This is a genomic window from Streptomyces sp. NC-S4 (genome assembly GCF_054353315.1).
In genome coordinates this window covers 3,919,116-3,937,901 of record NZ_CM135937.1, presented here as the reverse complement: position 1 = coordinate 3,937,901, position 18,786 = coordinate 3,919,116, and the positions used below count along the sequence as shown (strand labels likewise).

Here is an 18,786-nt window from a genome sequence, read left to right as displayed (position 1 = left end):
GTATCCGCTGCGCCCGCAGCAGCTCCACGGGCGCACGCGCTACCTTCGGGACAGGGGGTAAGGGAGGAGCCTGGGCGTGGGGATCGAAAGCGACCATCTGGTCTACGAATATCTGAGCCGCGTCGGGGACTTGGCGCAACAGCGGCACCTGTCCTCCGGTGACCGGATGCGGCTGGTGTCGGGGCTGCGGGACGAGATCGACCGTCGGCGCGCCAAGTACGACCCGGACACCCCGGCCGCCGTACGGCGCATCCTGGAGCGGATCGGCACGCCCGAGGAGGTCCTGGAGACCCTCGGCTCCCGGCAGGGCGCGGCCCCCGCCCCCGCGGCCCCCGCCGACGCCGGCCTGTCGGTCCCCGTCCAGCGGGGACCGGGCCGGCTGCGCGGCCGGAACGCGCCCCCGGCCCGCCCGGCGGCGGAGCCCGAGAACGTGCCGCCGCACCTGGCCGGGCTGGACGAGCTCGGCCCCTCCGGCGGCGCCGAGCCCGATTGGTGGCGGCTGAGCCCGGGCACGTACGGGGCGGGCCCGCAGGTCGAGGGTTTCGCGGGCGGCATCGAGATCCCGGACCTGTTCAAGGACGGACCGGATGACGACCCGCGGGACGGGGACGCGGACGGGGCCGCGGCACCGGCCCCGGCCGCGCCCGGGGAGGGCGAGGGGCGCGCGCGGAGCCTCGTACGGTTCCTGCGCGAGCGGCGGCGCGCGAAGAAGGACGCGGCGGCCGGGGCCGCCGCCCCGGAAGCCCCGGCGGCCCCGGCCGCCCGCCCCCGGCCGAACGCCTTCCTGCTGCTGGCGGCGGCCGTCCTCGTCGTCGGCGTGGTCACCGGCTACTGGCTGCTCCTCGTGGTCGGCTGGCTCCTTCCGTACGCCTCGCGCGTGCTCGGGCCGGCCGAGCGCAAATGGGCGGTCTTCGGCCCGCCCGGCGCGGTGCTCGCGGCGGCGGTGCTGTGGGTGTGGGGCCGGATGAACGGCAAGTGGGGTCAGGCCCTGTCCGACGACCAGCTGAGCGGGGCGCTGCACGGGATGTGGCCCTGGGTCCTGCGGGTCGCCGCGCTGGCCTCCGCGGCCTACCTGGTGTGGCGGGCGCGGCGGCGCTAGGCCGTCCCTTGCGGATCTTGCCGGGCCCGCGACGCCCGGCACCGCACCCGGCCGCGTTGTCGGGGCGCCCGGGTACGCCCAGTACGCGGGCGCCCCTCCGCCTTGCCGGGTACGGCACCGGACGCCGCGGGCCCGGCCGACAAGATCCGCAAGAGACGGCCCAGCTCGTCCGGTCAGCCGCCGATGACCGTGCGCTGCATCTCCTCCACCGGGTCGCGGTCGGCCGCCTTGACCAGGTCGAGGAAGGCGGAGGACCCGGCGACGTCGAGGAGCTGCTGGGCGGTGACGGGCGCCGAGGTGTTCGACGCGTCGTGCGGGCCGACCCTCAGCGAGACGTCGCTGGCTCCGTAACGGAACCAGACCCGGGACTCGGTGACGTTGCCGTTGTTGATCGGCGAGACGGCCGCATCGGCCCGGATGCCGCCGGGCAGGGTGGCCTTCGAGCAGAGCGTGCCCTTGATCTCGCGGCAGTTCTGGGGCGCCATGCCCGGTTCGGACGGCCGCACCGAGAAGATGATGCGGAAGGTCTTGCCGTCCTTGGTGCCCTGGTACTGCCGCACGCCCAGGTCGATGCGCTGCACGGTGCCGACCGACGGGGGCAGCAGCTGCTGGAGCACACCGACGGCCCGGTTCTGGAAGTTCTCCAGGCGGGCCCGTTCGGCGGGCGGCAGGTCGGCCATCGACGACTCGCCCGGGCTGGGTTCGAGGTGGATCGGCGGCGGCGGTCCGGAGCTCGTCGGCGGCCCGGCCACGTCCACGACCCCGGTGGAGCCCGTCGCCCCCCGGTCGTCGCCGTCGCCCGGCAGGACGAAGGCTCCGGCCAGGCCGAGCCCGGCCACGGCCAGTACCGCACCGCCGATCGCCGCCCGGACGCGCGCCCTGCGGCGCAGGCCCTGGGCGCGGGCCGGGCCCACCAGGTCCGCCGTGGCGGGCAGTTCCGCCAGCGCACGGTCCATCGCGTCACGGACGAGCACGGCCGTGGCCCGGTCCTCGTTGTGGTCTTCGTTGGTACCCATGGCGTCTCCTCAGCTCTCGGTCGCGTAGATGTGGGCCTCGCCGAGCCGCGCGCGCAGCTTCACCAGGGCGCGCGAGCACTGGCTCTTGACCGTGCCCTCGCTGCAGCGCAGCAGTTCGGCGACGGTCTCGACGCTCAGGTCCTCCCAGTAGCGCAGGACGACCATGGCGCGGGCCCGCGGCGGGAGTTCGGCCAGCGCGGCGAGCAGGGTGACGCGCAGGTCGGCGTGCTCGGGCCGGGGCGGCGGATCGGCGCGCCGGTGGGCCAGCAGGTCGCGCAGCCGCCGGCGCCGCTCGGCGAGGAAGGTGCGGGTCAGCACGGTTCTGGCGTACGCGTCGGGATACTCGGCGGCGGACGCCCGCCGCCAGTGCTGGAACAGTTTCGCGAGCGTCGTCTGCGTCAGATCGCGTGCGCCGTCGGCGTTGCCGCACAGCAGGTACGCGGTCCGGTACAGCTTGCGCTGACCGGCCCGGGCAAAGGCCTCGAAGTCGTGCTCGGTGCCTGGTGGCATCCGCCCTCCCCTTCACATGGTGTCTCTCACCCCTGCCCTGAGCACTGCCGCCGGGAAAAGGTTGAGCACGGATGCGAGGAATTCCGGTCGGGCAGTCCTCGGCGGGCGTTCCCCCGGTGTAGGCCCGCAGTCGGTCTCCCGTACGGCCGCCTCGGCACAATGGGAGGTATGAACCTCACCGTCGGCTTCGACCTCGACATGACCCTCATCGACTCGCGCCCGGGGATCAGGGCCGCCTACCAGGCCCTCTCGGCCGAGACGGGGACCTTCATCGACGCCGACGAGGCGGTCACCCGGCTGGGCCCGCCGCTGGAGGAGGAGCTCGCGCACTGGTTCCCGGAGGCCCGCATCCCGGCCATGGCCGACCGTTACCGCGAGATCTACCCGACGTACGCCATCGGGCCGACCCCGGCGATGCCGGGCGCCCGCGAGGCGATCGAGGCCGTCCAGGCACTGGGCGGCCGCGCGATCGTCGTCACGGCCAAGCACGAGCCCAACGCCCGCCTGCACCTGTCGCACCTCGGCATCGAGGCTGACGCCGTCATCGGCTGGCTCTGGGCGGAGGCCAAGGCCGGTGCGCTGCGCGAGTACGGGGCGCAGGTGTACGTCGGCGACCACGTCGGCGACGTACGCGGGGCCCGTACGGCCGGCGCGCTGTCCGTGGTGGTGCCGACCGGCCCGTGCCCGGAGGAGGAACTGCGCGAGGCGGGCGCGGACGTGGTCCTGCCGGACCTCACCGCGCTGCCGCAGTGGCTCGAGCAGTACGTCGCCGCGCAGCCCGTCTGATCGCGGTCCGGAAGGGACGGCCTACGCCTGCGAGGCCCGGGCGGCCCTGCGCTGTGCCGCGGCCGAGCGGAGCACGCCCGCCGCGGAGATGGCGAAGCCGACGCCCATGAGCATGCAGACCGCCCACGCGTACGACGGGAACGGTTCCATGTCGAGGAAGAGCGGAGCCATGGTCGCCAGCGTGGCCACGGCCCCGGCGATGAACACGATGCCGCCGGCCTTGACCAGTCCGTCGCCGGGCCGCGCTTCGTCTGAATGAGGAGTAACAGTCACCTCACCAGGGTAGTTCCCTGGCCGAAGCAGCCGACCGTGAAGGACCGGGGAACGTCTTGTCACCCGGCCCCCGACCATTAGCCTTGAGGTGGCGGGTCACTCATGGCCCGCTGCGCTGTTGTCCGGAGCCGTTCGCGGCCCTTCGGACCCCCGACGAGCACAAGGACAGAGGACGGACGTGCCTACCGGCAAGGTCAAGTGGTTCAACAGCGAGAAGGGCTTCGGCTTTCTCTCCCGCGACGACGGCGGCGACGTCTTCGTCCACTCGTCGGTGCTCCCTGCCGGGGTGGACGCTCTCAAGCCCGGCCAGCGCGTCGAGTTCGGTGTCGTCGCCGGCCAGCGCGGTGACCAGGCACTTTCGGTGACGGTACTCGACCCGGCGCCCTCCGTCGCGGCGGCGCAGCGGCGCAAGCCCGACGAGCTCGCCTCGATCGTGCAGGACCTCACGACCCTGCTGGAGAACATCACCCCGATGCTGGAGCGCGGCCGCTACCCCGACAAGGTGCACGGCACGAAGATCGCCGGACTGCTGCGCGCGGTCGCCGACCAGCTCGACGTCTGAGCCCCTCGCCGTCACACGTACGGCCGCGCCCCGCCACTCGAAAGAGCGGCGGGGCGCGGCCGTGTGCGCGGGGCGATCAGTCCTGCGGGAAGTCCAGCGAACCGGGCGCGATGGCCGGTACCAGCCCCTCGGCCGCCGCCCGGGTGAGCAGCCCGCGCACCGCCGCGTAGCCGGAGTCGCCGAGGCCGGCGGTGAACTCGTTGACGTAGAGACCGATGTGCTGGTCGGCGACGGCCGGGTCCAGCTCCTGGGCGTGCGCGCGCACGTACGGGCGGGAGGCCTCCGGGTCGTCCCAGGCCATCCGGACCGACGTACGGGCCGACTCGGCCAGCGCGCGCAGCCGCTCCGCGCCCAGCGAACGCCGGGCGATGATCGCGCCGAGCGGGATCGGCAGGCCGGTCGTGGACTCCCAGTGCTCACCCATGTCGGCCAGGCAGTGCAGCCCGTAGTCCTGATAGGTGAACCGGGCCTCGTGGATGACCAGTCCGGCGTCCACCCGGCCGTCGCGGACCGCCGGCATGATCTCGTGGAACGGCAGGACGACGACCTCGCCGACGCCCTCCGGCAGCACGTCCGCCGCCCACAGCCGGAACAGCAGGTAGGCGGTGGAGCGCTCGCTCGGCACGGCCACCGTCCGCCCGGTCAGGTCGAGCCCCGGTTCACGGGTCAGCACGAGCGGGCCGCAGCCGCGCCCCAGCGCCCCGCCGCAGGGCAGCAGCGCGTACTCATCCAGCACCCACGGCAGCACCGCGTACGACACCTTCAGCACGTCCAGCTCGCCGCGCTCGGCCATGCCGTTGGTGATGTCGATGTCCGCGAAGGTGACGTCGAGGGCGGGCGCCCCCGGCACCCGGCCGTGCGCCCACGCGTCGAAGACGAAGGTGTCGTTCGGGCAGGGCGAGTAGGCGATCCTCAGCGGTTCACCGGTGGTCGTGCTCATGGCGTTCTCCCCAGTTCGCGAGTACGGGCCCCAGCACGCGGAAGCCGTCGGCGAGCGCGGTGAGCGCGTCCCCGATCCGCCAGGCGGCACGGTCACGAGGGCCCACGGCGTTGGACACGGCGCGGATCTCCAGTACGGGCAGCCCGTGCGCGGCGGCCGCCTCGGCGACGCCGAAACCCTCCATGGCCTCGGCCCCGGCCATCGGGTGCCGGGCGGCGAGGGCGGCGGCCCGCGCGGCGGTCCCGGTCACGGTGGAGACGGTCAGCACGGGCGCGAGCAGCGCCCCGGTCGCCTCGGCGGCGCGGGTGGCGAGCTCGGCGGGCGGCAGGTGCACGCTGTGCCCGAAGCCGAGCTCCGTCACGTCGAGGAAGCCGTCGGGGGTCTCGGCCCCGAGGTCGGCGGCCACGATCGCGTCGGCGACCACGAGGGAACCGAGCGGGGCGGCGGGCGCGAACCCGCCGCCGATGCCGGCGGAGACGACGAGCGAGTAGTCGGCGAGGGCCAGGGCGGTGGCGGTCCCGGCGGCGGCCGCCGCCGGACCGACGCCCCCGACGAGCACGTCGAAGGCGATGCCCGGAAGGTCCCGGCGGTTGATGAGGTACCCGCCGGGCAAGGTGCGTGGCTCAGGACCGAACGTGTCCGGATGAGGGGTCAGCCCGGTGGTGACGGAGTCTGCCTCCGCCGCCACCGCGGTCACGACGAGCGCGCGCACCGCTGCCGCCCGGTTACTTGAGCTTGAGGTTGAAGGACCAGACGGCGAGCGGCTTGCCGTCCTCGGCGATCTGCAGGAACGCGAGCTTCTTCGAGGAGGGGGCCTCGCCCTGACCGCCGGTCGCGAAGACGTCGGCGCCCGGGAAGCTGCGGTAGGTGTTCGAGGAGGGCTCGGTGATCGGCTGGCCGTCCAGGACCGCCGACCAGCGCTTGCCGTCCTCGACGATCTCCGGCTCGACCCCGAGACGCAGGGTGTCGCCCCGCGCGTACTCGACGGTCTTGGGGTTCTTGAGGTTGGTGAGGCACTCCTGGACCTGGTCCATGGAGAGCTCCTTGCCGTCGTTGTGGCAGGAGGCTTCGGCGGACACCGACGAGGTGCCGACCGTCACGGTCGCCAGCGGTGTCGGCTTCTCGCCGCAGGCGGAGAGGAGGAGGAGGCCGGCGGACACGGCTCCGAGGGCCGCGACGCTGCGGCGGGCCCTACCCGAGAAAAGCGGTGCGGTCATGAGCCGAAGGCTATCGGGCCGGTGGGCTGCGCCGCCGCACGGGGTACCGGTGGCCTGCGGCGCGGCGCGGATCGGCTCCGCCGGTTCGGCCGGTTCGGCCGGTTCGGCCGGTTCGGCCGGGTGCGGCGCCGTTGCCGGGGGCGCCGCCCCCGGACCCCCGCGCCTCAAGCGCCGGCGGGGCTGAAAGACCGCCTCAAGCGCCGGCGGGGGTGATCGTTACGCCACGCGGGGCCGAGAGGGGTCCGGGTGGTGGGGGCGGGGGGCCGAGAGGACGCCGCGCAGGGCCATCGTCGTCCCCAGCGCCACGATCGCCGCGGCCACCGACATCCCCAGTACCCCGTTCAGCGGCAGCACGATGCCGATCGCGCCGCCCAGCACCCACGCCACCTGGAGCAGCGTCTCCGAACGCGCGAAGGCCGACGTCCGCACCGCCTCCGGCACGTCCCGCTGGATCATCGCGTCCAGCGACAGCTTCGCCAGCGCCTGGCAGAAGCCCGCCGTCGCGGCCAGCACGGCCATGAACAGCGCGCTGAAGAACACCGCCGCGAGCACCGCCACGCCCAGCGTCAGACACAGCACCGCCGCGACGATCGCCTCCGGCGCGCGCGCCCGCAGCCACGCACCCACCGCCGTACCGCAGGCGTTGCCCACACCCGCCGAGACGCCCACGATGCCCAGCGACACCGCCGCGCTCTGCCCCGCCACCGGATGCTCGCGCAGCAGGAACGCCAGGAAGAAGATCAGGAACCCGGACAGCGCACGCATCGAGGCGTTCGCCAGCAGCCCGCACAGCACCGACCGGCTGACCGTCCGCAGGCCCGGCCGCTTCGAGTGCGCCTCGTGCGTGGACAGCCGCGCCCGCCGCTCGCCCTTGGCCTCGTCCACCTTGTGCGGCAGCGTGAACGCCGCGAAGGCCCCCCACACGAAGATCACGCAGGCCCCGTACAGCGGCCACGGCGGCCCGATCAGATGCAGGGCTGCACCCACCGGCGCCGCCGCGCCCGTCGCCAGCAGACCGGCCAGCGTGACCCGCGAGTTCGCCTTCACGAGTGAGAATTTCGGCGGCAGCAGCCGGGGCACCACCGCACTGCGGACCACCCCGTACGCCTTGGACGCCACCAGCACGCCCAGCGCCGCCGGATACAGCTCGATGCCCCCCGTCGCCACCGCGCCCGACATCAGCAGCGCCAGGAGCGCACGCGCCAGCATCGACGCCGCCATCGCCGCCCGCCGCCCGTGCGGCAGCCGGTCCAGCAGCGGACCGATCACCGGCGCCAGCACCGTGAACGGGGCCATCGTGATCGCCAGGTACAGGGCCACCCGGCCGCGCGCCTCGTCCGTGGGAACGGAGAAGAACACCGTCGAGGCCAGCGCCACCGTGATCATCACATCGCCGGCGCCGTTGATGGCGTGCAGCTCGATCAGCTTCCCGAGGCCCGATTCCCCCGCCCCGTGCGCGTGCGTGGCCCGCCGGATCCCCCGCGCCGGAAGGTGCAGCGCACGCCCGACAGCCCGGCCGGCCCGCCTGGCCGGTCCCGAGCCGTCGTCGGACGACCGTACGGGTGCCACACTCGACATAGTGCCCCACCCGGCCCTGCCGGGGCGCCTCCCGGCGCGTCGCGCAGCCGGTGGCTTGTCCGCGAATCGGACCTTGCATGTGTGCCCGAGGCTTAAGAGGAGGTAGCGTGCGTAGCGCGCCACCGGCGGATGCTCCTGGCCGCGCGCCTCTTCGTGATCCCGCAGAATGGGTCGCAGTGAGGTGCGCCCGGAGTCCGATCGGGTGCGGACGTCGACGCGGCCCTCTGGTCCGCTCCGCCCGTGCCCCGCAGGACAGCACCGACGGGTCGTTGTGGACGACAGTACGGACGGCGCACACGTGAGACGGCGTAGGAGAGAACGAGACCAGTGAGTGCTGCGACGACGCGAAGCCGTACCCCGCGTACCCCCGACCGCCTCTGCGTCGAGGCGGTAGAACTCGCCCGCGCGGCGGCCGAGGAGGCCGCCTTCCCCGGAGTGGTCGGCGCGCACGTCTCCGCCGTGGCGGAGGGCGACCGCGTCGTCACCCACTTCTTCGAGTCCAAGGAGCCCGGCTACCGCGGCTGGCGCTGGGCCGTCACCGTGACCCGCGCCTCCCGCGCGAAGAACGTCACCCTCGACGAAACGGTGCTGCTCCCCGGCGACGACGCGCTGCTCGCCCCCGAGTGGGTGCCGTGGAGCGAGCGGCTGCGCCCCGGCGACATGGGCCCCGGCGACCTGCTGCCCACCGACGCCGAGGACCTGCGCCTGGAGCCCGGCTGGTCGGGCGAGGACGCCCCGCCGCCGAACTCGGTCGTCTCCACCGAGATGGCCGAACTCGTCGAGGCCGAGGACGCCGACGTCACCGACCGCGTGGTGGTCCCCGTACGCGGCTCCATCAGCTCGGTCGCCGAGGAACTCGGCATGCGCCGTGCGCGCGTGCTCTCGCGGTACGGGCTGCACACCGCCGCCGACCGCTGGGACGAGTCCTTCGGCGCCAAGACCCCGATGGCGCAGGCCGCGCCCGCGTCCTGCCTCTCCTGCGGCTTCCTCGTCGCCATCGGCGGCTCGCTCGGCCAGGCCTTCGGCGTCTGCGCGAACGAGTTCAGCCCCGCCGACGGCCGTCTGGTGTCGCTGTCCTACGGCTGCGGCGGCCACTCGGAGGCCGCGGTCATGCCGGCGCCGCTGCGCCCGGCCCCGCCGGTGCTCGACTCGATGGCTTCGGACGAGTTCACCCTGAGGCCCGCTCCCGACACCGGCTCGGTCCCGGTCTCGGAGTCGGACCTGCCGGCCGCGGACCTCGGCCACTCGTAGGCCCGGGCCGCCCGGCGTACCCTCGCCCCATGGGGGACAGGGACGCGGACACGGACATGGACATGGTGGGGATGACCGGCCGGGTCACCGGGACGGTCGGCCCCGGCCTGGTGGGCGAGGTCATCGTACGGATCCGGGGCGGGGCGGAGCACTTCCTCGCCCATCCGGTCGCGGGGACCGGCCGGCTGGCCGTCGGGACCGTGGTGACGGTGGTCGAGTACCTGCCGCCGCGCACGGTGTACGTGATGGCCGCCTACGACAACTGACGCCCCGTCCCACCTGTACGTATCAGGATGGCGACAAGACGCGGCCCGCATCTTCCGGCGGGGCCGCGGCAGGCGCAGACTCGGCCTCGTCGGTGCCGAACGGCACCGCGCTAAGGGGGCGTTGCCGATGGCTATCGGCGTCGTGGCGGGACTCGTCCTCGCCGCAATCGTGGCTCTGATCGGCCTGTTCAAGCTCATGTGGCGGGTGGCCGAACCGAACGAGGCACTCGTCATCTCCGGCTCCACGCACAAGACCGAGGGCCTCGGGCAGGGCATGGGGTTCCGGATCGTCACCGGGCGGGGGACGCTCGTACTCCCGGGCGTGCAGGCGGTGCGGAAACTGTCCCTGGACCTCAACGAGACACAGCTGTCCGTGGACTGCGTCACCCACCAGGGCATCCCGCTGCGGGTGAAGGGCGTCGTCATCTTCAAGGTCGGTGACGACCTCGTGTCGATCGCCAACGCGGCCCGCCGTTTCCTGGACCAGCAGAAGATGATGCCCGAGCGCGTGCACATCGTCTTCGCGGGACATCTGCGCTCCATCGTGGGCGGGTTGACGGTCGAGGACATGATCCGCGACCGGGAGAAGCTGACGGGCCAGACCCGGATGGCGTGCGGTACCGAGATGGAGAAGCTCGGCCTGATCGTCGACTCGCTGCAGATCCACGAGATCGAGGACCCGACCGGCTACATCAAGAACCTGGCGATGCCGCACGCGGCGGCCGTGCAGCGGGACGCGCGGATCGCTCAGGCCGAGGCGAACCGGCTGGCCACGGAGGCCGAGCAGGCCGCCTTCGCCCGGATGGCCGAGGCGACGCGGGACAGCGAGATCCTCCAGGCCGGCTACCAGGCCGAGCGGGACAAGGCGGCGGCGACGGCCCGTCAGGCGGGCCCGCTGTCGGAGGCGGCCGCCCGCCAGGAGGTCGTCGTCCAGGAGACCCGGGTCGCGGAGCTGGAGGCGCACCGGCGCGAGCAGCAGCTGCAGGCGGACGTACGCAAGCCCGCGGACGCGGCGGCGTACGAGACCCGCACGCGGGCCGAGGCCGAGCGCGACGCGCGGATCTCGGCGGCGCAGGCGAAGGCACGGGAGACGGAACTCGCGGCGGCCGCCGAGGCGACCCGGGTGACGACGGCGGCGACCGCCGACGCGCAGGCCGTGGAGGCGCGGGGCATCGCATCGGCGAAGGCCACGCGGGCGACGGGCGAGGCGGAGGCCGCGGCCACGCAGGCGCGGGGCCTCGCGGAGGCGGAGTCGGCGAAGGCCCGCGGTCTGGCGGAGGCGGAAGCGATCAAGGCGCGGGCCGCCGCGCTGGCGGAGAACCAGGAGGCGGTCGTCGCCCAGCAGCTGGCCGAGAACTGGCCGGCGATCGTGGAGGCGGGCGCGGGGGCCTTCGGGAACGTGGAGCACATGGTCCTGCTGAACGGGGCCGAGGGCATGTCGGAGATGTTCGCGAAGGCCCTCACGATGGGCGGCACGGGCCTGGGCCTGGCCCGCCAGCTCCTGTCCTCGATGGGCCAGCCCCCCACCCCGGGGACTCCGTCCCCCGCCCCCCTGCCGACGAACGGCCGCATCCCGATCCACGAGGAGTAACCGCCGACCGGCCCAATTCAGCCCCTCTGGGATCACCCCGGCCCCATCCGGCTCCGCCGGAACATCCAGCCCCTCCGGTGTACGGGGGCGGCCTCTCGAGTGGCGCCGGCAGGTATTTCAGCCTCTCCGGCGTTTGAGGAGCGGGGTCCGGGGCGGAGCCCCGGCAGCGGCGCGGGCGCCGAACGTGTGGCTTCCGGCGCGGCGCCGTTGCCGGGGGCGCTGCCCCCGGCAACGGCGCCTCAATCGCCGGCGAGGCTGTATGTGCGGCGCAGCCGGATGGGCCTGGCGAGGCTGGAATGGCCCGGCGGAGCCGGAGGGGGCGGCGGAGCCGGACGGGGATGGTCAGCCGCGGCGGCGGAAGAGGCGTTTCGCGGCGAAGACCAGGGCCAGGCCGCCCGCCAGGACGAGGGCGCCCTTGCCGAAGCTGCCCGTCGGCTCGATCGCCGGCGCCGCCCCCGCCGGGGCGCCCGGCTGCGGCGAGGCCGAGGCCGAAGGGGCGGCGGCGGCCACCGGGACCGCGATGACCCGGCTGCCCTCGCCCTCCGCGCCGAACATCAGCGTGGAGCCGTCCGGCGTGTACGTCACCGACTCCGCCTGGCCCTGCCACGGCGCGTCCACCCGCTCGCCCTCGCCCACCGGCAGGCCGTCCTTCCACGGGTAGGTGCGGGCCGTGAAGTAGCCCCGCAGCGTCAGCCGGGTGCCGTCGGGCGAGAACGCCCCGTCCGTCACCCACGGCACGGCGGCGACCCGCCGGAACACGTTCGTGCCGCCCGTCGTCAGCTCCGCGGGGCCCTCGTACAGGCCGCCCTTGTTCTCGTCCTTGCTCGCGATGTAGACGCGCCCCGTCACCGGATGGACCATCAGGGCCTCCGCGTTGCGCGCCCCGTCCGCGTACTTCACCGTGAACTGCGCGGCCTCGACCGTGACATCACCCAGTTGCTTCGGTTCCGGGAAGCGGTAGATCCACACGTGGTCCCAGGTGCCGTTCCGGTTGTCGCCGATGTCCCCGACGTAGAGCTGCCCGTCCGGACCCAGCGAGATCGCCTCGACGTCGCGCGGCTTGCCGATCCCCTTCAGCGTCACGCGGGCCACCGTCCTGCCCGATGCCGAGTCCACCGCGTAGATGTACGGGCCGTCGTCGCTGTCGTTGTGCGTCCAGTACACGCCCGGGTGGATCCGGCTGGCGGCCAGGCCGCTCGACTCCTTGATCCGCGGGTCGGAGATGGTGAAGGAGGACGCGGTGGGGGTCTCCGCCGCGAGGGCCGGGCCCGGCAGCACGGCGAGTGCGGCGGCGACGGCGGCGGTGACGGTGGCAACGGCGGCGGTCGCGGCGGCGGACGGCATGGGCAGGCGCATTCCCCCAGCCTGCCAGTACGTCCCGCGTGTCCGGCGTCACAGGGGTTTCTGTCGCGCGATCCGCGATGATGACCGGATGCGTTTCATGTTCGTCGGCGACTCCATGACCATCGGACGCGCCGGCGACTACACCTGGCGCTACCGGATGTGGCAGCACCTCAGCTCGACCTTCGGCGGCCCCTACCGCATCGTCGGTCCGCGCTGCGAGCTGTACGACACCGTCGCCGACACCCCCACCAGCCACGCGTACGCCGACCCGGGCTTCCCGGAGCCCGCCCGCCGGCACCTGGCCGGCTGGGGCGAGGGCTGGCAGCACATGGCACCCCTCATAGGCCCGGCGGTCGCCGACACCGGCGCCGACGTGCTGCTGGTGTCCCTCGGGCTGATCGACCTCGGTTTCTACACCGACGCCGAGCAGACCGCCGCCAACGTCCGCCGGTTCGTCGACGGGGCCCGCGCCGCCCGCCCCGCCGTCCGCATGGTCCTGCTGCCGGTCATCCCGAACAGCCGCGCCGAGGAGGACGCCCCCTTCGCGGCCGAGGTGGCCCGTTTCAACGAGCTCCTCGCGAAGGCGGTCGCCGACCTGACGACCGACGCCTCGCCGGTCCTGCTGGCCGCACGCCCGGACGCGTACGACATCCACCGCGACACCTACGACGGCACTCACCCGAATGCCTCGGGGGAGCACCGGCTGGCGGGCGAGTTCGCGGCCGTCCTGCACCAGGCGTGGGGGATCGGCGGCCCCTACCGCCCGGCCCCGGGGCTGTAACACGCCCTTCACGGCGGGGTCTTGCTTCGAGCGCACTCGAAGCAGTTGGCTAGTGGCCCATGAAGTACACGCAGCTCGGACGCACCGGCCTCAAGGTCAGCCGACTCGTTCTCGGCACCATGAACTTCGGCCCCCAGACCGGGGAGCCCGAAAGTCACTCGATCATGGACTCCGCGCTCGACGCGGGCATCAACTACTTCGACACAGCCAATGTGTACGGATGGGGCGAGAACAAGGGCCGCACCGAGGAGATCATCGGCACCTGGTTCGCCCAGGGCGGCGACCGCCGCGAGAAGACGGTCCTCGCCACCAAGGTGTACGGCTCCATGTCCCGCGAGGGCGACACCTGGCCCAACTACGACCGGCTCTCGGCACTGAACATCCGGCGGGCCGTCGACGCCAGCCTCAAGCGGCTCCAGACCGACTACATCGACGTCTACCAGTTCCACCACGTGGACCGCCGGACCCCCTTCGAGGAGATCTGGCAGGCCGTCGAGGTCCTGGTCCAGCAGGGCAAGATCCTCTACGCGGGCTCCTCCAACTTCCCCGGCTACAAGATCGCCCAGGCCAACGAGATCGCGGCCCGCCACGGCCGGCTCGGCCTGGTCAGCGAGCAGTGCATCTACAACCTCGCCGAGCGGCGCGCCGAGATGGAGGTCATCCCGGCCGCCCAGGAGTACGGGCTCGGGGTCATCCCGTGGTCCCCGCTCCACGGGGGCCTGCTGGGCGGGGTCATCAAGAAGGAGGTCGAGGGCGGCCGCCGCGCCTCCGGCCGGTCGGCGGACGCGCTCGCGAACACCGCCGTACGCGCGCAGGTGCAGGCGTACGAGGACCTGCTGGACAAGCACGGCCTGGAGCCGGGCGAGGTCGGGCTGGCCTGGCTGCTGACGCGTCCCGGGGTCACCGGGCCGATCGTCGGGCCGCGGACGCAGGAGCAGCTCGACTCGGCGCTGCGCGCGGTGGAGCTGGAGCTCTCGCAGGAGGTCCTGGCGGGCCTGGACGAGATCTTCCCCGGGCCCGGGACGACGCCGGAGGCCTTCGCCTGGTAGGCCCGGCCCGGGGCAGGGCAGGGGCTATTGGCCGACGGCAGCCGCCACGGCCACGACGAGGAACATCAGCACGAGCACACCGGCCATCACACGGTTTCTGGTCTTGGGATCCACCCGTCGAGCCTAACGCGGCCCGCCGGCTCCCCCGCACGCCCCCCGGCTCCGGCCGCGGGACGTGCGGGTTCAGCCGCCGAGCCGCCAGGCCCCGACGGTCTCGTAGCGGGGCTGCTCGCCCGGTACCCCGCTGACGGGGAGGTTGCTGCGGACCAGGCTCAGGGTGTCGACCGGCCAGGGGGTGCCCTCGAAGTCGGCGAGGGCGTCCAGGTAGGGCCGCAGCGGGGTGGCGGCGCTGCGGCTGCGGGCCAGGGTGAGGTGCGGGGTGTACCGGTGGTGCTGCCCCATCGGTACGCCGGCCCGCCGGGCGGCGGCGTCGGCCCGCTCGGCGAGCATCCGCAGGGCGGGCAGCTCCCCGGCGGCACCGGTCCACAGGGCGCGCTCCCCGAAGTGGCCGCAGCCGTGGAGCCGCAGTGTGAAGGGGGCCGTGCGGTGGGCGGCCCGCTCCAGGCGGGTGTGCAGCTCCGGGAGCACCTCGTCCCGTACCTCGCCCAGGAAGGCGAGCGTGAAGTGCCAGCCCGCTTTCGCGGTCCACGTCAGCCGGTCGTCGTGCAGCGGGTCGACGGCCCGGGCCAGTTCGGCGACGGCCGCGTCGGGTGGCAGGACGGCTGCGAACAGTCTCATGCCGGCGAGCGTATCCGCGTGCGGCACCGTTGTCGGGGGCTCCGCCCCCGGACCCCCGCGCCTCAAACGCCGGCGAGGCTGAAATGCAGCCTCGCCGGCGTTTGAGGCGCGGGTCCGGTCCGCAGGGTCAGGCCACCGTCACCAGTTCGCGGTGGCGCGGGACGGCCGGGACGAAGGTCACGCCGCGCCGGTTCACCCGGAGGCGGAGGTTGCCGACGCGGGCCAGGACGACCGCGATCGCGACCGAGGCGGCCAGGGAGATCACCGCGCCCGAGGCCATGCCGATCCGGGCGCCGTAGGTGTCCGTGATCCAGCCCAGCAGCGGGGCGCCCAGCGGGGTGCCGCCGGTGAACACCATCATGAACAGGGCCATGACCCGGCCCCGCATCTCGGGGTCGGTCGCCATCTGCACGCTGGAGTTGGCCGTGACGTTGACCGTCAGGCCGAAGATGCCGATGGGCACGAGCAGCGCGGCGAACAGCCAGAAGCCGGGTGCGAAGGCGGTCACCAGGAGCAGGACCGAGAACAGCACGGCCGCGGCCACCAGCACGCGCAGCCGGGACTGTCCGCGCCGGGCCGCGAGCAGGGCGCCCACCAGGGAGCCGGCCGCGATCAGGGTGTTGAAGAGCCCGTACGTGCCCGCGTCCCCGTGGAAGACGTCGCTGACGTAGGCCGAGAGCCAGATCGGGAAGTTGAACCCGAAGGTGCCGATGAAGCCCACGAGCACGATCGGCCAGATCAGCTCCGGGCGGCCGGCGACGTAGCGAAGGCCTTCGCGCAGCTGTCCCTTGGCGCGGGGCCGCGGCTCGACCGGGTGCAGTTCCTGGGGGCGCATCAGCAGCAGGCCGGCGATCGGTGCGGCGAAGGACAGTCCGTTCAGCAGGAAGGCCCAGCCGGAGCCGACGGCGGTGATCAGCACACCGGCGATCGCCGGGCCGACCAGCCGTGCGGACTGGAAGTTGGCGGAGTTCAGGCTGACGGCGTTGGCCACCTGGTCCTTGCCGACCATCTCGGGGACGAAGGTCTGCCGGGCCGGGTTGTCGACCACGGTGACCAGGCCGATCGCGAAGGCGGCGAGGTAGACGTGCCACACCTGGACGTGTCCGGCCAGGGTGAGGACGGCGAGGGCGATGCCGGTCAGGCCCATCGCGCCCTGGGTGGCGAGGAGCAGCGGCCGCTTGGGCAGCCGGTCGGCGAGTACGCCGCCGTAGAGGCCGAACATCAGCATCGGCAGGAACTGCAGGGCGATGGTGATGCCGACGGCGGAGGCGGAGCCGGTCAGTGAGAGGACCAGCCAGTCCTGGGCGATGCGCTGCATCCAGGTGCCCGTGTTGGAGACGACCTGGCCGGTGGCGAAGAGCCGGTAGTTGCGGATCTTCAGCGAGCTGAACATTCCCCGGTTCCTGCTCGGGGGTGCCGCGGGGGGCGCGGCGGTAGGTGTGGTGGATATGTGGCCGGGTGCGGAGTCTGCTCCGGTTCCCGTACTCAAAAGCGTTCGCCTCCTGGCGTCGTTCCTTACAGGTGCGCGAGCTTCTCCAGGACGGGTGCGGCCGCGCGGAGCTTGGCCCATTCGTCCTCGGTCAGCTCGGCCGCGAGCCCGGCCAGGAAGGCGTTGCGCTTGCGGCGGCTCTCTTCGAGCATCGCTTCGGCCTCCTCCGTCTGGCGGACCACCTTCTGGCGGCGGTCGTCGGGGTGCGGTTCCAGCGTGACCAGTCCCTTGGCTTCCAGCAACGCGACGATGCGCGTCATCGACGGCGGCTGGACGTGCTCCCGCCGCGCGAGCTCGCCGGGTGTGGCCTGGCCGCAGCGGGCGAGGGTGCCGAGGACCGACATCTCGGTCGGGCTCAGCGACTCGTCGACGCGCTGGTGCTTCAGGCGTCGCCCCAGCCGCATGACGGCGGAGCGGAGGTCGTTCACGGCGGCTGCGTCGTCGCCATGGGAGAGGTCATGCATGTACTTAGAATAACTCATTACTCTTCCTAAGGAAAACCGCTTTAAAGCTCACACCCGAGGTCACTCGTACGGGTGAGTCGGCGGCTGAAAGTGACCCGCGTGCGCGTCCTGTGCCCCGACTCTTTCGGCATGGGGACACATGTGCTGAGCATGCGCATAGACGGGGAGCTCCTCGAGAGGCTCCGGATCCACGCCGCCAAACGCGGAATGAGCGTCCAGGACTATGTGGTCCGGACGCTCATTCGCGATGACTTCGACGAGCGCTTCAAGGCGGCCGTCGACGAGACAGAGAAGTTCTACGGGCTGACGTGAGCTACTGGGCGAGGCCGAGGGCGGGCATCGCGTAGTAGAAGACGAACACCGCCGACACCGCGTACATGGCCACCGGGACCCCGCGGCCCCGGCCCGTCGCCAGGCGCAGCGCGCAGAAGCTCACGAAGCCGATGCCGATGCCGTTGGTGATCGAGTAGGTGAAGGGCATCATCACCATGGCCAGGAAGGCCGGGACGGCGATGGTGAAGTCGCTCCAGTCGATGTCCTTGACCGAGCCCGCCAGGATCAGGAAGCCGACCGCCACGAGCGCCGGCGTGGCCGCCTGGGACGGGACCATCGTGGCGAGCGGGGTGAGGAACAGCGCCACGGCGAAGAGGCCGCCCGTGACGACGTTCGCCAGGCCCGTACGGGCGCCCTCGCCGACCCCGGCCGTGGACTCCACGAAGCAGGTCGTCGCGGAGGAGGAGGTGGCGCCGCCCGAGGCGACCGCCAGGCCGTCGACGAGCAGGACCCGGTTGATCCCGGGGAACTCGCCGGTCTTCTTGTCGATCAGCTTCGCCTCGTCGCCGACGCCGAGGATCGTGCCCATGGCGTCGAAGAAGCAGGACAGCAGCACGGTGAAGACGAAGAGGAGGCCGGTCAGCATCCCGACCTTGTCGAAGCCGCCGAACAGGCTGACCTCGCCGACGAGCCCGAAGTCGGGCATGGACACCGGGTTGCCGGGCCATGCGGGAACCGTGAGGCCCCAGCCCGAGTCGGGCAGCTTCGCGACCAGCTGGACCACGACGGCGGCGACGGTCATCGCCACGATGGAGATCAGGATCGCGCCCGGGACCTTGCGGATCAGCAGGGCGAGGGTGAGCAGCACGCCGATGACGAAGATCAGGACCGGCCAGCCGTCCAGGTGACCGGCGGCGCCGAGCTGCAGCGGGACCGTGGTGTGCGCGGCGTCCGGGATGCGGGAGACGAAGCCCGCGTCGACCAGGCCGATCAGCATGATGAACAGGCCGATGCCGATGGCGATGCCCTTGCGCAGGCCGAGCGGCACGGCGCTCATGACCCGCTCGCGCAGGCCGGTGGCGACGAGCAGCATCACCACGAAGCCGGCCAGGACCACCATGCCCATGGCGTCGGGCCAGCTCATGCGCGGGGCGAGCTGGAGCGCGACGACCGTGTTCACGCCGAGGCCGGCGGCGAGCGCGATCGGGACGTTGCCGATCACGCCCATGAGCAGGGTGGTGAAGGCCGCCGTCAGGGCGGTGGCCGTCACGAGCTGGCCGTTGTCGAGCTGGTGCCCGTACATGTCCTTCGCGCTGCCCAGGATGATCGGGTTCAGCACGATGATGTAGGCCATGGCGAAGAAGGTCGCGAAGCCGCCGCGGACCTCGCGGGCGACGGTCGAACCGCGCTCGGAGATCTTGAAGTAGCGGTCCAGCGGGCCGGAGGTGTCCTGGGGGGACGGCTCCGGTGTGGTGCCGGCTGTGCCGGCGGCGGTGGCTGCGGGGGCGGGGGCCGGGGTACTCATACGGTCCTCATTGGGTGGTTCATACGAAGAAAAT

The 18,786-nt window shown here is 72.9% G+C and carries 21 protein-coding genes; 9 read left to right on the top strand and 12 right to left on the bottom strand.

Annotated features, from left to right (window positions below; genetic code table 11):
- The first annotated feature begins 76 nt into the window (after nt 1-76).
- Nucleotides 77-1,099: a hypothetical protein gene (locus ACXNSR_RS17265; RefSeq protein ID WP_458642892.1), complete on the top strand. Its 1,023-nt coding sequence runs from the start codon at nt 77-79 to the stop codon at nt 1,097-1,099.
- Nucleotides 1,100-1,272: 173 nt separating this feature from the next.
- Here ACXNSR_RS17265 and ACXNSR_RS17260 read toward each other — a convergent pair whose 3' ends face one another.
- The gene (locus ACXNSR_RS17260; RefSeq protein WP_458642891.1) at nt 1,273-2,115 is read right to left on the bottom strand and encodes a hypothetical protein; all 843 of its coding nucleotides are present in this window, start codon (nt 2,113-2,115) and stop codon (nt 1,273-1,275) included.
- A 9-nt stretch (nt 2,116-2,124) separates the two neighbouring features.
- Nucleotides 2,125-2,625 (bottom strand): SigE family RNA polymerase sigma factor, encoded by a 501-nt coding sequence (locus ACXNSR_RS17255; RefSeq protein ID WP_458642890.1) that lies wholly within the window; start codon nt 2,623-2,625, stop codon nt 2,125-2,127.
- Between the two features lie 168 nt (nt 2,626-2,793).
- Here ACXNSR_RS17255 and ACXNSR_RS17250 point away from each other — a divergent pair, with 168 nt between their 5' ends.
- A complete protein-coding gene (locus ACXNSR_RS17250) occupies nt 2,794-3,411 on the top strand; it encodes an HAD family hydrolase (protein WP_458642889.1) in 618 nt (205 codons plus the stop codon).
- A 21-nt stretch (nt 3,412-3,432) separates the two neighbouring features.
- Here ACXNSR_RS17250 and ACXNSR_RS17245 read toward each other — a convergent pair whose 3' ends face one another.
- The gene (locus ACXNSR_RS17245; RefSeq protein WP_458642888.1) at nt 3,433-3,684 is read right to left on the bottom strand and encodes a hypothetical protein; all 252 of its coding nucleotides are present in this window, start codon (nt 3,682-3,684) and stop codon (nt 3,433-3,435) included.
- Nucleotides 3,685-3,862: 178 nt separating this feature from the next.
- Here ACXNSR_RS17245 and ACXNSR_RS17240 point away from each other — a divergent pair, with 178 nt between their 5' ends.
- On the top strand, nt 3,863-4,246 hold the full coding sequence (locus ACXNSR_RS17240) for a cold-shock protein (RefSeq protein ID WP_030012939.1): 384 nt from the start codon (nt 3,863-3,865) through the stop codon (nt 4,244-4,246).
- Between the two features lie 76 nt (nt 4,247-4,322).
- On the opposite strand, the gene ACXNSR_RS17235 is transcribed toward ACXNSR_RS17240, so the two are convergent.
- From ACXNSR_RS17235 to ACXNSR_RS17220, 4 genes are all read right to left on the bottom strand, one after another.
- The gene (locus tag ACXNSR_RS17235; protein WP_458642887.1) at nt 4,323-5,186 is read right to left on the bottom strand and encodes a 1,4-dihydroxy-6-naphthoate synthase; all 864 of its coding nucleotides are present in this window, start codon (nt 5,184-5,186) and stop codon (nt 4,323-4,325) included.
- The gene (locus ACXNSR_RS17230; RefSeq protein WP_458642886.1) at nt 5,167-5,898 is read right to left on the bottom strand and encodes a futalosine hydrolase; all 732 of its coding nucleotides are present in this window, start codon (nt 5,896-5,898) and stop codon (nt 5,167-5,169) included. The genes ACXNSR_RS17235 and ACXNSR_RS17230 overlap by 20 nt, the downstream gene beginning before the upstream one ends.
- A gap of 13 nt (nt 5,899-5,911) precedes the next feature.
- Nucleotides 5,912-6,403 (bottom strand): DUF2771 domain-containing protein, encoded by a 492-nt coding sequence (locus tag ACXNSR_RS17225; RefSeq protein WP_150257960.1) that lies wholly within the window; start codon nt 6,401-6,403, stop codon nt 5,912-5,914.
- Nucleotides 6,404-6,619: 216 nt separating this feature from the next.
- Nucleotides 6,620-7,981 (bottom strand): MFS transporter, encoded by a 1,362-nt coding sequence (locus ACXNSR_RS17220; protein ID WP_458642885.1) that lies wholly within the window; start codon nt 7,979-7,981, stop codon nt 6,620-6,622.
- A 327-nt stretch (nt 7,982-8,308) separates the two neighbouring features.
- Between ACXNSR_RS17220 and ACXNSR_RS17215 the strand changes: the two genes are divergently transcribed.
- The 3 genes from ACXNSR_RS17215 (at nt 8,309) to ACXNSR_RS17205 (ending at nt 11,089) form a co-directional block, all read left to right on the top strand.
- A complete protein-coding gene (locus tag ACXNSR_RS17215; protein ID WP_458642884.1) occupies nt 8,309-9,232 on the top strand; it encodes a DUF3027 domain-containing protein in 924 nt (307 codons plus the stop codon).
- Nucleotides 9,233-9,261: 29 nt separating this feature from the next.
- Nucleotides 9,262-9,498, top strand: coding sequence for a hypothetical protein (locus tag ACXNSR_RS17210; protein ID WP_458642883.1), 237 nt, complete (start codon nt 9,262-9,264; stop codon nt 9,496-9,498).
- 127 nt (nt 9,499-9,625) lie between these two features.
- A complete protein-coding gene (locus tag ACXNSR_RS17205; protein ID WP_458642882.1) occupies nt 9,626-11,089 on the top strand; it encodes a flotillin family protein in 1,464 nt (487 codons plus the stop codon).
- A gap of 342 nt (nt 11,090-11,431) precedes the next feature.
- On the opposite strand, the gene ACXNSR_RS17200 is transcribed toward ACXNSR_RS17205, so the two are convergent.
- Entirely contained in the window at nt 11,432-12,445 is a 1,014-nt protein-coding gene (locus tag ACXNSR_RS17200; protein ID WP_458642881.1) for a WD40 repeat domain-containing protein, read from the bottom strand.
- Between the two features lie 76 nt (nt 12,446-12,521).
- Between ACXNSR_RS17200 and ACXNSR_RS17195 the strand changes: the two genes are divergently transcribed.
- Both ACXNSR_RS17195 and ACXNSR_RS17190 read left to right on the top strand, forming a co-directional pair.
- A complete protein-coding gene (locus tag ACXNSR_RS17195) occupies nt 12,522-13,214 on the top strand; it encodes a GDSL-type esterase/lipase family protein (protein WP_458642880.1) in 693 nt (230 codons plus the stop codon).
- 59 nt (nt 13,215-13,273) lie between these two features.
- The gene (locus ACXNSR_RS17190) at nt 13,274-14,263 is read left to right on the top strand and encodes an aldo/keto reductase (protein ID WP_458642879.1); all 990 of its coding nucleotides are present in this window, start codon (nt 13,274-13,276) and stop codon (nt 14,261-14,263) included.
- A gap of 183 nt (nt 14,264-14,446) precedes the next feature.
- Here ACXNSR_RS17190 and thpR read toward each other — a convergent pair whose 3' ends face one another.
- The 3 genes from thpR to ACXNSR_RS17175 form a co-directional block, all read right to left on the bottom strand.
- Nucleotides 14,447-15,001 carry an RNA 2',3'-cyclic phosphodiesterase gene (gene thpR / locus ACXNSR_RS17185; RefSeq protein WP_458642878.1) on the bottom strand — a complete coding sequence of 185 codons (555 nt, stop codon included), beginning with the start codon at nt 14,999-15,001 and terminating at the stop codon, nt 14,447-14,449.
- A gap of 127 nt (nt 15,002-15,128) precedes the next feature.
- Complete coding sequence (locus tag ACXNSR_RS17180) at nt 15,129-16,490, bottom strand: MFS transporter (RefSeq protein ID WP_458642877.1); 1,362 nt, start codon at nt 16,488-16,490, stop codon at nt 15,129-15,131.
- Between the two features lie 26 nt (nt 16,491-16,516).
- Nucleotides 16,517-16,954, bottom strand: coding sequence for a MarR family winged helix-turn-helix transcriptional regulator (locus ACXNSR_RS17175; RefSeq protein WP_030010566.1), 438 nt, complete (start codon nt 16,952-16,954; stop codon nt 16,517-16,519).
- A gap of 129 nt (nt 16,955-17,083) precedes the next feature.
- On the opposite strand from ACXNSR_RS17175, the gene ACXNSR_RS17170 reads away from it, so the two are divergent.
- Nucleotides 17,084-17,266, top strand: coding sequence for a ribbon-helix-helix protein, CopG family (locus ACXNSR_RS17170; protein WP_183067875.1), 183 nt, complete (start codon nt 17,084-17,086; stop codon nt 17,264-17,266).
- Between the two features lies 1 nt (nt 17,267).
- Here the strand turns inward: ACXNSR_RS17170 and ACXNSR_RS17165 are convergent, their stop codons facing one another.
- On the bottom strand, nt 17,268-18,752 hold the full coding sequence (locus ACXNSR_RS17165) for an NCS2 family permease (protein ID WP_458642876.1): 1,485 nt from the start codon (nt 18,750-18,752) through the stop codon (nt 17,268-17,270).
- Nucleotides 18,753-18,786: the final 34 nt, after the last annotated feature.

What these genes read in the sequence shown, in the direction of transcription:
- ACXNSR_RS17260 (WP_458642891.1), bottom strand. Translation starts at nt 2,115, where the DNA reads ATGGGTACCAACGAAGACCACAACGAGGACCGGGCCACGGCCGTGCTC.
- ACXNSR_RS17255 (WP_458642890.1), bottom strand. Translation starts at nt 2,625, where the DNA reads ATGCCACCAGGCACCGAGCACGACTTCGAGGCCTTTGCCCGGGCCGGT.
- ACXNSR_RS17250 (WP_458642889.1), top strand. Translation starts at nt 2,794, where the DNA reads ATGAACCTCACCGTCGGCTTCGACCTCGACATGACCCTCATCGACTCG.
- ACXNSR_RS17235 (WP_458642887.1), bottom strand. Translation starts at nt 5,186, where the DNA reads ATGAGCACGACCACCGGTGAACCGCTGAGGATCGCCTACTCGCCCTGC.
- ACXNSR_RS17225 (WP_150257960.1), bottom strand. Translation starts at nt 6,403, where the DNA reads ATGACCGCACCGCTTTTCTCGGGTAGGGCCCGCCGCAGCGTCGCGGCC.
- ACXNSR_RS17220 (WP_458642885.1), bottom strand. Translation starts at nt 7,981, where the DNA reads ATGTCGAGTGTGGCACCCGTACGGTCGTCCGACGACGGCTCGGGACCG.
- ACXNSR_RS17210 (WP_458642883.1), top strand. Translation starts at nt 9,262, where the DNA reads ATGGGGGACAGGGACGCGGACACGGACATGGACATGGTGGGGATGACC.
- ACXNSR_RS17205 (WP_458642882.1), top strand. Translation starts at nt 9,626, where the DNA reads ATGGCTATCGGCGTCGTGGCGGGACTCGTCCTCGCCGCAATCGTGGCT.
- ACXNSR_RS17200 (WP_458642881.1), bottom strand. Translation starts at nt 12,445, where the DNA reads ATGCGCCTGCCCATGCCGTCCGCCGCCGCGACCGCCGCCGTTGCCACC.
- ACXNSR_RS17195 (WP_458642880.1), top strand. Translation starts at nt 12,522, where the DNA reads ATGCGTTTCATGTTCGTCGGCGACTCCATGACCATCGGACGCGCCGGC.
- ACXNSR_RS17190 (WP_458642879.1), top strand. Translation starts at nt 13,274, where the DNA reads ATGAAGTACACGCAGCTCGGACGCACCGGCCTCAAGGTCAGCCGACTC.
- thpR (WP_458642878.1), bottom strand. Translation starts at nt 15,001, where the DNA reads ATGAGACTGTTCGCAGCCGTCCTGCCACCCGACGCGGCCGTCGCCGAA.
- ACXNSR_RS17175 (WP_030010566.1), bottom strand. Translation starts at nt 16,954, where the DNA reads ATGCATGACCTCTCCCATGGCGACGACGCAGCCGCCGTGAACGACCTC.
- ACXNSR_RS17170 (WP_183067875.1), top strand. Translation starts at nt 17,084, where the DNA reads ATGGGGACACATGTGCTGAGCATGCGCATAGACGGGGAGCTCCTCGAG.
- ACXNSR_RS17165 (WP_458642876.1), bottom strand. Translation starts at nt 18,752, where the DNA reads ATGAGTACCCCGGCCCCCGCCCCCGCAGCCACCGCCGCCGGCACAGCC.